Raw genomic sequence first — 12,796 nt, 5'->3', positions numbered from 1 at the left:
GCATGAGCAGGCGGGTGTTTCTCCCTTTGACCGCCTGCGGAGCCTGAAAGTCACGCGGGCCAGCGTCTACCTATTTTCCAGAAAGACAGGGCGCGAATAATCGCGCCTCTCTATCAAACGCCCTTCGACTTCACTCAGGCAGTAATTGCGGTTGCAATCCGTCGGCCGCCTTGAGAACCTTTGCCCGCGCATCGTCGTCCAGCAAGATCAGATTGTCGGTCGCGATCAACGCGAACATGATGTCTTCCGCGTCCGCGACGCGGCTGAATTTTTCTGCAAAGGTGACAAGCTCCCGAGCCAGATCGGCACATTGCCGGGCTCGTTCCGTCTTTCCCGCCGGCATGTACCTTTGCACTGACTGCGACGGCACCCTGACAAGGGCTTACGGCTTACGGCTTACGGCTCAAAGTCCGAACGCGAAACTCGGGCCGCGAATGCGACGTAAGACACAACGTATGAGACTTACTTGTTTGATATTCCTGTTGCGCGACGTGAGCGCTGGCCGGGAACGTGGATTGATTCGGCGCCAACGCTTCTCGACGCGACCACGCTTAGGACCGTTGGCAATCGTAGCGACCGGAGGTCTTCCAAGGTATCTCGCCGAGGCGAAGCCGACGGCACCCGTCACCCGCAGAAAATCTCACTGGTTTTGAGCAGACCGTTCCGACGAGCGCGGAGCGTGAGGCGGGAAGAATGAGCGCCTTGCGGCGCGTGTCAAGGTACTTGTCGCCTCAGTCATGCAGCCAAAGGCTGTTTAAGTGTGGCGTGCGAGGCCATCGTGACGACTGACTCGCGCTCCGGATTGAGGGTGACTGCGCCGATTGGCGTCCAGTCTCGCGTGGAGCGTGACCAGCGTGCCGGGTTGCGTTCCCGCGCCTGGACATACACCTCGTGACGCGCCGCGAGGATCGCGTGATCGTCGCCGTCATGGCGCTGCGCCGGACTGACGTAGCGGATGCTGCTGTGACGGTGGTCGAAGTTGTACCAATGCACGAAGTCGCTTGCCCAGTTGCGTGCAGCATTGAGATCGGCGAAGCCCGTGTTGGGGAACTCCGGTCGGTACTTGGCCGTGCGGAACAACGCCTCGGCAAAGGCGTTGTCGTCGCTGACGCGTGGGCGCGAGTACGAGGGCTTCACGCCAAGCCAGTGAAGCATGGCCAGCACGGTCGTGGCCTTGAGCGTGGAGCCGTTGTCTCCGTGCAGCACCGGCTTGTCCGCCAGAGTAGCGATGCCCTCGGCCAGCGCTGTGCGCCGCACCAGATGGGCAGCATGGCTGGCATCGTCGCGCTCGTGCACCTCCCATCCGACGATCTTGCGGCTGTACAGATCGAGGATCAGGTACAGGTAAAACCATTGACCGGCGACCTCAGCGGGTAAATAGGTCATATCCCAACACCAGACTTCCCGTGGTGCGCCAGCGATGTGCGTGGTCGGCGGTCGGCCAGCCCTGGGTGCTTTGGCCCGGCCCCGATGTGTGGTTTGCCCGTGCTCGCGCAGCACGCGGGCGAAGGTGGATTCGCTGGCGATGTACACGCCTTCATCAGCCAGCATGGGCACGATGCGCGCAGGAGGCATATCGGCGAAGCGCGACTCGTTGGCCACGCGCAGCACCTCGGCACGCTCGGCGGCGCTTAGCGCATGTGCCGGTTGCGGGCGTACCGCATGGGGCCTGCCATCGCCCGATACGAGGCCCGCGCCGGTATTCCAGCGCTGCAGCGTGCGCACGTCGATGCCGGCCGTGTCGCAGGCCAGGCGCAGCCGTGCGCCGGCCTTATGCGCGGTGTGGATATCATGAGCCAGCGACTGGCGATCTTCGAGGCCGATCATTCGTCCTCGCCCGTGCTGAAGATCGCCGCGACTTTTTTTGATAGGACCAGCAACGCGGCCGTCTCAGCCAACGCACGGTCCTTGCGCCGCAACTCGCGCTCGAGTTCCTTGATGCGACGCCGGTCCTGCTGGGTCTGCTGCGGGCTGGCACGCGCCTCCTCGGGCTCGGCCAGCGCCTGCGTGGCGCTTTGCCGCCAGGAGGCCAGCTCGTGCGGATACACACCGTTGGTGCGGCACCATGCGCTCCTGGCAGCCTCATCCATCGCAGCGGTCGTCAGCACGGCGTCGAATCGGGCCGCCGCTGTCCAGGCCCGCTCGCGAGCGGGCCTGGACAGCGCATCACTGCGCCAGCGCTCCAGCGTCCCCACCCCCACGCCAACCTCACGTGCAACGTCTTCCAAAACCGCGCTCTCCGGCGGCAGCAACCGCGCAACAGCTCTGTCCTTGAATGCTTGTCCGTATTTTGCCAATTCGTTTTCTCATCATCGCCCCCGGTTCATCGATTGTATTGGAGCGACAAGTATTCTGACGCGGGGGGCTTGTCACGAAAGTGGAGTGTGCGAGGGCGCGGATTCCAGATGCACCACTGGCGCGGCTGCGCGAGAGACCCGCTTAAGAATTAGCGGTGTGAGCCGCTTTCTTTTGCCTACTTTTCTTTGCGGCCGGCAAAGAAAAGTAGGTGCCGCCCCGCACAGGGGCAACGCTAATGGACCACAAAGAAATCAAGGAAAGGCCAACGCCCCACGAGGGACAAACAGCCAAAACCCAATCAAACCTGCCGCAGACAATACTGAGCCACAGCATCCAAAACCGCCTCATTCTCACCCACAGCAACAGCGCATTTAATGAGAACAGAAGGATGCAACGCCTGGCATCGCTCAATGACAAGAGGCAGATCCTGCCTAACGTGCCCACCTTGCCCAAAAAACACCGGCACAACGGTAACCACATCACAGCCCTGAGCGACAAGCTCACCCAAAGCCGAAGGCAAATCCGGCTCCATCAACTCAAGAAACGCCAACGCCACTGGCCGTGCGCCAGCAGAAGCCTCCCGCAACTTGACAGCCAACCGCTCAAACGGCTCCCGCCACCGCACATCCCTAGCGCCATGCCCAAACAGAACGATACCGTGCATAGCCATAGCGTCCGCTCCTAATGCCGATCAACCCACTTCAACCCAACCAACCCAAGCACCAGATAAACCAACCCAGGCGTAGCCGCAGTCAAAGGCGCAGGCCAGGTATTCAACGTGCCGATATGCGAGAACAACGTGTTGAATAGCTGAAAACTCATCCCCAGCATAATCCCGCCGAAAACCTTCATCCCGACGACACCCGCCCGCGTATGCAGATACGCAAACGGCAATGACAAAACCAGCATCACGAACACGGCAAACGGATAAAGCAGCTTGCGCCACAACGCAATTTCATACCGCTGCGTATCCTGGTGATTCTCGGTCAAATGCTGGATATACCGGAACAGATTGAACATCGACATCCGATCCGGCGACACCAGCAGCACCGAGAGAATCTGCGGCGTCAATTCCGAACGCAGCGAATACTCCGGGACCGCAACTTCCTTCGCACGATAAACCGGATTCAACGCGTCAGCGGGCGTCCCCGGAGGAGGGGGCACATCAATCAATTGCGTATCGGTCACGCCAGTCAACTGCCAATGCCCCGGCGGCTGATACTTGCCACTTTTCGCGGTCCGCACATTGGAGAGCCGGAATTTCGAATCGAATTCGTAGATGCGCACATTGCTGATCGTCGCATCCGGCTTCAATTCGCCGACGTTTACGAACCGCGTGACCTGCTCGCCATCCGCGCGCGCCGTCAGCGTATCTTTCACCCACACGCCCGACTCGAAATTACTCGACACCGAAGACCCCAGCGCCTCGAGCCGCACACGCTCCGACAACTGATCCGTGTACGGACCAACCACTTCGCCGATCAGATAAGTCAGCAAAACCAGCGGAATGCCAATCTTCAGCAGCGAGCGCAGCGACTGATTCGTCGCAAGCCCGGACACACGAAAAATCGTGTACTCCGAATTCGCCGCCATCTGCGCAAACACATAGATCGCGCTGATCAACGCGGCGACCGGAATGATTTCGTAGAAACGCGACGGCGTCTGCAACGCGACCCGCAACACGGCGTACTGAAACTTGTAGTTGCCGTGCCCGACCGAATTCAATTCGTTGATCAGGTCGAAGAAAAAGAACAGACCCGAAAACGCAAACAGAATAAAGATGAACGTGAGATAGATCTGACGCGCGAAGTACCTTTCATAGATGCGCATCGGTCAGGCTCCCTGCGAACGGCTGAACATTGCCCGCGTGAATAGCGGCCGGTTGCGCACGCGCAGCCAGAAAATGAACGCGACGATCGCCGCGACGATCACATGCAGGCCGACCAGCCCGACTGGGAACGACATCTTACCCTGCTCGATCCACGACTGCACCACGTTCAACAGATTCGAATACGTCAGATAGATGAGCACCGCCATCACCAGATTGATGGTGCGGCTGCGCCGCGGGTTCTGGTGCGCGAGCGGAATGGCGAGCAGCATCAGGTTGAGTGCAATCAGCGGCAGCCCCGCGCGCCACGCGAACTCGGCGAGATTGTCGTTGGTGGGATTGCGCAGCAGCGTCAGCGTAGGCGTGCCGGTGGTGCTCGGCGTATTGACGACCGGCTGGCTCTGGATCTTCACGCCATAGCGCTCGAATTCCATGATCCGGAAATCGGGCTGGCCCGGTTGTCCGTCATAACGGCGGCCGTTTTCCAGCACGACGAAGCGATCGCCGTTCTTACGCGTTTCCGTATGGCCGGTCTTCGACACGACCACGTTGACCTTGCCGTTTTCCGTGCTGGTCACGAACACGTTTTCCACACGCGCCTGGTCGGGCGACATCTTCTCGATGAAGAACACACGGTGACTCGTGGCCGATTCGCGGAACTGACCCGGCGCGAGCAGCGAGACCTCGTCGCGTTGCTGGAAGCGCGCGCGGATCAGCTTGCTCTGCTGGTTCGACCACGGCCAGCCGACGAACACGAAGAAACAGATGAGGATGATGATCGGCGTGGCAAAAATACCGATCGGCTTGATGAATTGCGTCAGACTGACACCCGACGAGAGCCACACGACCATCTCGGAGTCTTTGTACCAACGGGTCAGGACGAACAGGATCGACACGAACAGGGTCGCGACGAGCATGATCGCCAGGTAGCCGATCACGGTCAGGCCGATCAGGACCAGCACGTCGCGCGGGTCGATCTCGCCTGAGGCCGCGAAGCCGACGATGCGGATCATCATCGTCGTCAGCACGAGCGTGAGGAGAACCATGAACACGGCACCAGCCGTATACGCGAGTTCGCGCTGGAGGGAGCGTTCGAAGATCATTATTGATGATGAGAGGGGGCGCTCTCAGTGGCGCACGGGTTGCTTCCCGTCACACCTCCGGTGCAGCCGCCGCGGGAAAAATAGCGGATAATTGCGGCTTTCATCCTAAGCCCAGATTTTATCCGAGGACAAGCGCGATGGACTTTAGCATAAAAGCCTGTGATTGGACCAAAGGCTCGTCAAACGGTTTCCTGACTGGAAAATCCGATTGCATCGTAATCGGTGTGTTCGAGTCGCAAACCCTCTCGGGCGCGGCTCTCGAGATCGACGCGGCCACCAAGGGCCTGTTGACCCGCATCATCAAGGCCGGCGACATGGACGGCAAGGCCGGCACCACGCTATTCCTGCACGAAGTGTCGGGCATTGGCGCTTCCCGCGTGCTGCTGGTCGGCCTCGGCAAGCAGGACGCTTTCAACCAGAAAGCCTACGGCGACGCCGCACGGGCCGCCTGGCGCGCGCTCTTGTCCACCAAGATCGTCCAGGTCACCTTCACGCTGGCGCAACTGCCCATCCTCGAGCGTTCGGCGGATTGGGCGGTGCGCGCGGCGATTCTCGCGCTGCGCGAGCTGACCTACAAGTTCACGCAGATGAAGAGCAAGCCAGACACGTCGGCGCGTGCGCTGAAGCGCATCGTCTTCAGCGTCAACACCGGCGACGAGAAGGCCGCCAAGCTGGCCGCGAAGCAGGGCGCGGCGCTGGCCAACGGCATGGACCTGACGCGCGACCTCGGCAACCTGCCTAGCAACGTCTGCACGCCGACCTACCTCGCCAACACCGCGAAGAAGCTCGCCAAAGACTGGAAGCTGAAGGTCGAAGTGCTGGGCGAAAAGCAGTGTGAAGCGCTCAAGATGGGCTCGTTCCTGTCGGTCACGGCCGGCTCGGTGGAACCGGCGCAGTTCATCGTGCTGCAGTACCAGGGCGGCGCCGCGAAAGCCGCGCCGGTGGTGCTGGTGGGCAAGGGCGTGACGTTCGACACGGGCGGCATTTCGCTCAAGCCGGGCGAAGGCATGGACGAGATGAAGTACGACATGTGCGGCGCCGGTTCGGTGCTGGGCACGTTGCGCGCCGTCGCCGAAATGGGCTTGAAAATCAACGTGGTGGGCATCATTCCGGCGGTGGAGAACATGCCGTCGGCTACGGCCACCAAGCCGGGCGACATCGTCACCAGCATGAAGGGCCTGACGATCGAAGTGCTGAACACGGACGCCGAAGGCCGCCTGATCCTGTGCGACGCGCTCACCTATGCGGAGCGCTTCAAGCCGGCGGCGGTGATCGACATCGCCACGCTCACGGGTGCCTGCATCATCGCGCTCGGTCACCACAACAGCGGCCTGTTCTCGAAAGACGACGCGCTGGCGGGCGAGTTGCTCGACGCCTCGCGTGAAGCGTTGGACCCGGCCTGGCGCATGCCCCTCGACGACGAGTATCAGGACCAGCTCAAGTCGAACTTCGCGGATCTGGCCAACATCGGCGGCCGTCCGGCGGGCAGCGTGACGGCGGCATGCTTCCTGTCGCGCTTCACCGAAGCCTATCCGTGGGCGCACCTGGACATTGCGGGTACGGCATGGAAGAGCGGTGCGGCGAAGGGCGCAACGGGCCGTCCGGTGCCGTTGCTGGCGCAGTTCTTGATCGATCGGGCCGCGGACGGTCGCGCCGCGCAATGACGCAATGCAGTAAAGATGCAGGCCCGGCTGCCCAAGCAGACGCCGGCCGGAGCCGCCGATGACGAGAATCGACTTTCACTCGAACGTCGGCGATTCGCTGCTGTATGCGTGCCGCCTGATCCGCAAAGCGTATCAGGCGGGCCAGCCGACCATCGTGCTGGCCGAGCCGGCGCGCCTGAAGGCCTTCGACGAACAGTTGTGGACCTTCTCGCCGCTCGACTTCGTGCCGCACTGCATGGCGGGCACGCCGCTCGCCGCGCAAACGCCGATCGTGCTGGCTTCCACCCTCGACGACGTGCCGCATCATCAGGTACTGCTCAATCTCGGCGCCACGGTGCCGGCGCAATTCGCGCGCTTCGAAAGATTGCTGGAAGTGGTCGGTAACGCACACGAGGAACTCGCTGCGGGCCGCGAGCGCTATCGCTTCTATCGCGATCGCGGCTATGCTTTGAACAACTACAAGCAAGGCAGCTAGGTCCCATTCGGTCCGTGTCGCGCGCGTGTCTGGTCTCAGGCATTCGGCGGGTGCGCGGCCTGCCTCGGCTTCGACTCAAACACGGAGAGCGCACGTGTCCGATCCCAACGACGATTCGATCCCGGTTCTGCACGAGATTCTCGTGCAGGGTCATCCTGCGCAGGCGCGCCAAGCGTCGAGCGGTGCCGACGAGTTCGGCGCGCCGCGTGAGCCCAGTTTCAAGGCGGAGCCGGTGTTGGCGCCACAGCCGGTGCTGACGCCTGAGCAGATCAGGTCCGCCGAGCCTGTGCATGCGGCCGAGCCAGTGCATGCGCAAGAGCCAACGTTGGCACCTCAGCCGGTGCATGCACAAGAACCCGGGTTGGCACCTCAACCGCATGTGCCGGAAGACGTCGCGCACACGCCGCAGCCGGCGCATCCGGCCGACCATCACCCGAAGAAGCGCGCGCGGGCGCATCACCCCGCCCAATCTCGGCACGCGCATGACGACGGCTTCGTGCCGTCGGCTGGCGTGTTCGATCGGGCCGAGCCGGCCACGCCGCTGGAGGCAGGTTCGACGGTGCCGCCGGATATCGCCCGTGAAGGCGTCGGCGAGACGCCGCTGGAGCTGGACGCCGATGTCATCGCCGAACGTCTGCGCAGACGGGTCGCGGGTTTCCTGGCAGGCGACGGAAGAAGCATCATCGAAGATCGTTGCCGCGAGACCTTGCATGCGCACACAGGGTGGCTGATCGATCAGATCACGCGCGAAGTGGCATTGACGCTGGAAGAGGAAATGACCAGCTGGGTGCGCGAAGCGGTGCTGGAAGAGATTGCGCGCCGCGCCTCGGCAAGGCCTGACGGTGCGGCGTGAAGCGCGGGTGCGCTCTGAGCAAAAGGGCTTGACGGTGTAAGCGAAGGGCGGGCACGCAGAGCGGCGCCTGCGTGTAGCGTTTGATGGTCGCGTCTGCTTGTCGGGTCTGCTTGTCGCGTTTGCCTGTCACATCGCTCACGAGCGAGACGCCCATAACTGATCAGCGTACCCAAACAGTTTATTTGAGCGTCAACACCCAGCCAGCCAGCGTGGCCGCTTGATCCGGCGTGAGTTGGGTATTCGCGGGCATCGGCACCACACCCCACACGCCCGTGCTGCCGTCCAGAATCTTGTGCTTCAGATAAGTGGCGGCGTCTTCACGACTGGCATATTTCACGGCGACATCGTGCAACGCCGGTCCCATGAAGGAGCGCGTGACCGAGTGGCAACTCATGCAGTTCTGTTGCTGGGCCAGCGCGAGGCCCGCAGCCTCGGCATGCGCCGCCGGACTGCCGGCACTCAACGCAGCGCCCAGCACGACGGCGGCGGCAAGCGCTGTGTGCGACATTGATTTCATTCTGGTCTCCGTCGGTGCGGGTGCCCGACTCGTGGTGCCAGCATTATAAAAGGAAAGGGGCGCACGGTTTCCCGCACACCCCTTTCGCTTTTACGTAGCTTTGCGCGTGCTCAGCCCGTTATCGCGCCCTTGTTGGCGGGCAGCGCCAACGCGAAGTACTTCGCCAGCACGCCGCGCGTGTACCGCGGCTTCGGCTGCTGCCATGCGGCACGGCGTCGCTCCAGCTCGGCGTCGTCGATATTCAGTTGCAGCAGCAGCTTGTGCGCGTCGATGGTGATCGAGTCGCCTTCCTGCACGAACGCGATCGTGCCGCCCACGAAGGCTTCCGGCGCGACGTGACCGACCACCATGCCCCACGTGCCACCGGAGAAGCGCCCGTCGGTGATCAGGCCCACGCTCTCGCCGAGCCCCTTGCCGATGATCGCCGAAGTCGGCGCGAGCATCTCCGGCATGCCGGGGCCGCCCTTCGGGCCGAGGTAGCGCAGCACCACCACGTCGCCCGCGACAATCTTGTCGGCCAGAATCGCCTCCAGCGCGCTTTGCTCGTCGTCGAATACGCGCGCCGGGCCGGTGATCACGGGGTTCTTCAGGCCGGTGATCTTGGCGACCGCGCCGTCCACGGCCAGGTTGCCCTTCAGGATCGCGAGATGGCCTTCCTTGTAGAGCGCCTTCTCGATCGGGAAAATCACCTGCTGATCGGCGCGCGGCCTGGCCGGCACGTCCTTCAACTCTTCCGCGAGGGTTCTGCCGGTGATCGTGATGCAATCGCCGTGCAGCATGCCTGCGTCGAGCAGAATCTTCATGACTTGCGGAATGCCGCCGGCCTTGTGCAGATCGGTCGCCACGAACTGGCCCGACGGCTTCAGGTTGCAGATCACCGGCACCTTCTTGCGCATGCGCTCGAAGTCCTCGATGCTCCATTCCACTTCCGCCGCATGCGCGATGGCGAGAAAGTGCAGCACGGCATTGGTCGAGCCGCCGGTGGCCATGATCACGGCGACGGCGTTTTCGATCGACTTGCGGGTGACGATGTCGCGCGGCTTCAGATCCTGCTTGACCGCTTCGACCAGCACGCGAGCCGATTCGGCGGCCGAGTCGACTTTTTCCTGATCCGGATTGGCCATCGTCGACGAATATAGCAGCGACATGCCGAGCGCTTCGAACGACGAGCTCATCGTGTTGGCGGTGTACATGCCGCCGCACGACCCGGTGGAGGGGCACGCGTTCTGTTCGACCCCTTCGAAATCTTCCTGCGACATCCGGCCGGCGGTGAATTCGCCCACGGCTTCGAACGACGACACGATGGTCAGGTCGGTACCCTTCCAGTTGCCCGGACGAATGGTGCCGCCATACACGTAAATGCTCGGCACGTTGGTGCGCAACATGCCGATCATGCCGCCCGGCATGTTCTTGTCGCAGCCGCCGATCACGACCACGCCGTCCATCCACTGGCCTTGCACGCAGGTCTCGATGCAGTCGGAGATGACTTCGCGCGACACCAGCGAGTACTTCATGCCTTCGGTGCCCATCGACATGCCGTCCGAGATGGTCGGCGTGCCGAAGATCTGCGGATTCGCGTCGGCGCCCTTGATCGCGGCGACGGCGGCATCGGCGAGGCGCTGCAGGCCGGCGTTACACGGCGTGATGGTCGAGTGGCCGTTGGCGATGCCGATCATCGGCTTGTCGAAGTCGGCCTTTTCGTAGCCTAGCGCGTAGTACATCGAGCGATTCGGCGAACGCGCCACGCCTTGCGTAATGTTCTTCGAACGACGGTTGTATGCCATGGGAGCTCCAGTCTGTTTTGTTTTGATCCGCGCTGCGGGTTCTGCCTTGCCGGCGTGGGTGGCCGGCTGCATCCGTCCAGTGTAGTTCGCACGCGTCGTGCAAGGACGCAGTTTTGCAAAGCGCGTGTCTAATATATTATTCATGCTTCATTAGGTCGCAAAACGTATTACCCATGTTGCCAGCCATCCCCGACCTTCGCCAGTTGCGCTATTTCGTTACCGTCGCCGAAGAAAAGCACTTCGGCCGCGCGGCCGTGCGTCTTTCGATGACGCAACCGCCGCTCTCGCAAGCCATTCGGGCGCTGGAGGAGACGCTCGGCGTCGCGCTGTTCGCGCGCACCAAGCGCTCGGTCGAGCTGACGCCGGTGGGCGCCGATCTGTTGCCCGAGGTGCAGCGCTTGCTGGCGAGCGCCGAGGGGCTGCGGCCGCTCGCGCAGAGCCTCGCGCGCGGCGAGGCGGGCGTGCTGTCGCTTGCTTTTGTTTCGACGGCGGACTACGGGCTGCTGCCGCTCTTGCTGCGCGATTTCGGCGTGCGCCATCCGCGCGTGCGGCTGGAGCTGACCGAGGCCACCAGCGACGTGCAGGTGGACGAACTGGTGGCCGGGCGCATCGACGCGGGCCTCGTGATCGCGCCGCTGCCGTCGCGCCATGCTGCGCAGTTGTCGTGGCTGCCGATCGCGCGCGAACCGCTGGTGATCGCCATGTCGACGGAAATGGCGGCGCGCGTGGCGAGCGTTAGCGGCAGCCGTGACGACCCGAGCGCGGAATGGCTCGACACCCCGATCAGCCTGCGCGATGTGGCCGACGCACCGCTCGTGATCTTCCCAAGACGTCTGGCGCCAGGCTTTTATGACATCATTATGGATTGCTACGGCGTGGCGGGCCTCGCGCCCCGGATCGGCCAGGAAGCGATCCAGATGCAGACGATCGTGAGCCTCGTGTCGGCCGGCATGGGTGTCGCACTGGTGCCGCAATCTTTGCGTAATCTGCGCCGCACCGGTGTCGTGTACCGGCCGCTGTCCGAGTCGGTGCCCGCCATCGAGACGGGGCTGGTCTGGCGCACGGCGGAGGTGAGCCCGGTGCTGGCGGGCTTCATCGAGATCGTGCGCTCGCATGCCGCGACCGTCGAGGCGCCGCTATCCGCCGCGCCGCGCGTTTAGAAGCGTTTTCGCGAACGCATCGGCGCCTGGACCGTCCAACGCATGCACCGCAAGGTGCGGGCAGCGCCGCCCACTATTACAAACCCAGAAAACCCGCTTCTGAACCTGAACTGCCCATAACAACACGATGCTCATTCACCCGAATTTCGACCCCATTGCCATTCATCTGGGGCCGCTCGCCGTGCGCTGGTATGGACTGATGTACCTCGTCGCGTTTATCGCGGCGATCGTCGTCGGCCGGCTGCGGCTGCGTTTGCCGTATGTCGCCGCGCAAGGCTGGACCGCCAAAGATATCGACGACATGCTGTTTTACGGCGTGCTCGGCACGATCCTCGGCGGCCGGCTCGGCTACGTGCTGTTCTACAAGGCGAGCTTTTATTTCGCGCATCCGCTCGACATCTTCAAGGTGTGGGAAGGCGGCATGTCGTTTCACGGCGGCTTTCTCGGCGTGACGCTCGCCATGGTGCTGTTCGCGTATCAGCGCAAGCGCTCGTGGCTGCAGGTCACCGACTTCGTCGCGCCGATGGTGCCCACCGGCCTCGCCGCGGGGCGTCTCGGCAACTTCATCAACGGCGAGTTGTGGGGACGCGTAACCGATCCGAGCGCGCCGTGGGCGATGCTGTTTCCGGGCGCCGCGCCCGACGACGCCGCGTGGCTCACCGCGCATCCGCAACTGGCCGCGCAATGGCATCTGAACGAAGTGTTCGCGCAATATCACATGCTGCCGCGCCATCCGTCGGAACTGTATGAGATCGCGCTGGAAGGTGTTGCGCTGTTCTTCGTGCTGTTCTTCTTCTCCCGCAAACCGAAGCCGATGGGCGCGATTTCCGCCGTGTTTCTGATCGGCTACGGCCTCGCGCGCTTCACGGTCGAATTCGCGCGTGAGCCGGACGACTTCCTCGGTCTGCTGGCCATGGGGCTTTCCATGGGCCAATGGTTGTCGCTGCCGATGATCCTCGTCGGTATCGGCGTGCTGGTGTGGTCTTATCGACGCGCGCGCCGTGAACCGGCGCAAGCGGTCAGCGCGAGCTGATCTGATCGGCTACGGTTTATCGTAGCGAGCGACTAAATGAAAAAAGCCACGGCGTGCCGTGGCTTTTTCTTTGGCTGCCGC

The 12,796-nt window shown here is 62.8% G+C and carries 12 protein-coding genes; 5 read left to right on the top strand and 7 right to left on the bottom strand.

The features are described 5' to 3' along the window. Positions 1-130 precede the first annotated feature (130 nt). From BLW71_RS11595 to lptF, 5 genes are all read right to left on the bottom strand, one after another. Positions 131-343, bottom strand: a complete 213-nt coding sequence (locus tag BLW71_RS11595; RefSeq protein WP_091796455.1) for a hypothetical protein — start codon at positions 341-343, stop codon at positions 131-133. 392 nt (positions 344-735) lie between these two features. Beyond that, a protein-coding gene (locus BLW71_RS11590; RefSeq protein ID WP_091796454.1) for an IS3 family transposase occupies positions 736-2,297 on the bottom strand; the annotation gives its coding sequence in 2 pieces (ribosomal slippage) (positions 736-1,859 and positions 1,859-2,297; 1,563 coding nt in all). Positions 2,298-2,596: 299 nt separating this feature from the next. Further along, complete coding sequence (locus BLW71_RS11585) at positions 2,597-2,968, bottom strand: sirohydrochlorin chelatase (protein WP_091796453.1); 372 nt, start codon at positions 2,966-2,968, stop codon at positions 2,597-2,599. Between the two features lie 11 nt (positions 2,969-2,979). Continuing rightward, entirely contained in the window at positions 2,980-4,128 is a 1,149-nt protein-coding gene (gene lptG, locus BLW71_RS11580) for an LPS export ABC transporter permease LptG (RefSeq protein WP_011487122.1), read from the bottom strand. Positions 4,129-4,131: 3 nt separating this feature from the next. After that, positions 4,132-5,229 (bottom strand): LPS export ABC transporter permease LptF, encoded by a 1,098-nt coding sequence (lptF, locus tag BLW71_RS11575; protein ID WP_091796452.1) that lies wholly within the window; start codon positions 5,227-5,229, stop codon positions 4,132-4,134. Between the two features lie 137 nt (positions 5,230-5,366). Here lptF and BLW71_RS11570 point away from each other — a divergent pair, with 137 nt between their 5' ends. From BLW71_RS11570 to BLW71_RS11560, 3 genes are all read left to right on the top strand, one after another. Continuing rightward, positions 5,367-6,893 carry a leucyl aminopeptidase gene (locus tag BLW71_RS11570; RefSeq protein ID WP_091796451.1) on the top strand — a complete coding sequence of 509 codons (1,527 nt, stop codon included), beginning with the start codon at positions 5,367-5,369 and terminating at the stop codon, positions 6,891-6,893. A gap of 58 nt (positions 6,894-6,951) precedes the next feature. Continuing rightward, positions 6,952-7,368: a DNA polymerase III subunit chi gene (locus tag BLW71_RS11565; protein ID WP_091796450.1), complete on the top strand. Its 417-nt coding sequence runs from the start codon at positions 6,952-6,954 to the stop codon at positions 7,366-7,368. A 94-nt stretch (positions 7,369-7,462) separates the two neighbouring features. Beyond that, positions 7,463-8,221 carry a DUF2486 family protein gene (locus BLW71_RS11560; protein WP_091796449.1) on the top strand — a complete coding sequence of 253 codons (759 nt, stop codon included), beginning with the start codon at positions 7,463-7,465 and terminating at the stop codon, positions 8,219-8,221. A gap of 178 nt (positions 8,222-8,399) precedes the next feature. Here BLW71_RS11560 and BLW71_RS11555 read toward each other — a convergent pair whose 3' ends face one another. Then, positions 8,400-8,738 (bottom strand): c-type cytochrome, encoded by a 339-nt coding sequence (locus BLW71_RS11555; protein WP_091796448.1) that lies wholly within the window; start codon positions 8,736-8,738, stop codon positions 8,400-8,402. Positions 8,739-8,848: 110 nt separating this feature from the next. Next, entirely contained in the window at positions 8,849-10,522 is a 1,674-nt protein-coding gene (ilvD, locus tag BLW71_RS11550) for a dihydroxy-acid dehydratase (RefSeq protein ID WP_091796447.1), read from the bottom strand. A gap of 173 nt (positions 10,523-10,695) precedes the next feature. On the opposite strand from ilvD, the gene BLW71_RS11545 reads away from it, so the two are divergent. Next, on the top strand, positions 10,696-11,682 hold the full coding sequence (locus BLW71_RS11545; RefSeq protein ID WP_091796446.1) for a LysR family transcriptional regulator: 987 nt from the start codon (positions 10,696-10,698) through the stop codon (positions 11,680-11,682). 127 nt (positions 11,683-11,809) lie between these two features. Beyond that, positions 11,810-12,715 (top strand): prolipoprotein diacylglyceryl transferase, encoded by a 906-nt coding sequence (gene lgt / locus BLW71_RS11540; protein ID WP_091796445.1) that lies wholly within the window; start codon positions 11,810-11,812, stop codon positions 12,713-12,715. Positions 12,716-12,796 lie beyond the last annotated feature (81 nt).

This window comes from Burkholderia sp. WP9 (assembly GCF_900104795.1).
In the GTDB taxonomy this organism is placed as follows: Bacteria; Pseudomonadota; Gammaproteobacteria; order Burkholderiales; family Burkholderiaceae; genus Paraburkholderia.
Note: the sequence above shows the minus strand (reverse complement) of the source record. Positions and strands in the feature narration are given on the sequence as shown.

What these genes read in the sequence shown, in the direction of transcription:
- ilvD (WP_091796447.1), bottom strand. Translation starts at nt 10,522, where the DNA reads ATGGCATACAACCGTCGTTCGAAGAACATTACGCAAGGCGTGGCGCGT.
- BLW71_RS11545 (WP_091796446.1), top strand. Translation starts at nt 10,696, where the DNA reads ATGTTGCCAGCCATCCCCGACCTTCGCCAGTTGCGCTATTTCGTTACC.
- lptF (WP_091796452.1), bottom strand. Translation starts at nt 5,229, where the DNA reads ATGATCTTCGAACGCTCCCTCCAGCGCGAACTCGCGTATACGGCTGGT.
- lgt (WP_091796445.1), top strand. Translation starts at nt 11,810, where the DNA reads ATGCTCATTCACCCGAATTTCGACCCCATTGCCATTCATCTGGGGCCG.
- BLW71_RS11555 (WP_091796448.1), bottom strand. Translation starts at nt 8,738, where the DNA reads ATGAAATCAATGTCGCACACAGCGCTTGCCGCCGCCGTCGTGCTGGGC.
- BLW71_RS11585 (WP_091796453.1), bottom strand. Translation starts at nt 2,968, where the DNA reads ATGGCTATGCACGGTATCGTTCTGTTTGGGCATGGCGCTAGGGATGTG.
- BLW71_RS11565 (WP_091796450.1), top strand. Translation starts at nt 6,952, where the DNA reads ATGACGAGAATCGACTTTCACTCGAACGTCGGCGATTCGCTGCTGTAT.
- BLW71_RS11570 (WP_091796451.1), top strand. Translation starts at nt 5,367, where the DNA reads ATGGACTTTAGCATAAAAGCCTGTGATTGGACCAAAGGCTCGTCAAAC.
- lptG (WP_011487122.1), bottom strand. Translation starts at nt 4,128, where the DNA reads ATGCGCATCTATGAAAGGTACTTCGCGCGTCAGATCTATCTCACGTTC.
- BLW71_RS11595 (WP_091796455.1), bottom strand. Translation starts at nt 343, where the DNA reads ATGCCGGCGGGAAAGACGGAACGAGCCCGGCAATGTGCCGATCTGGCT.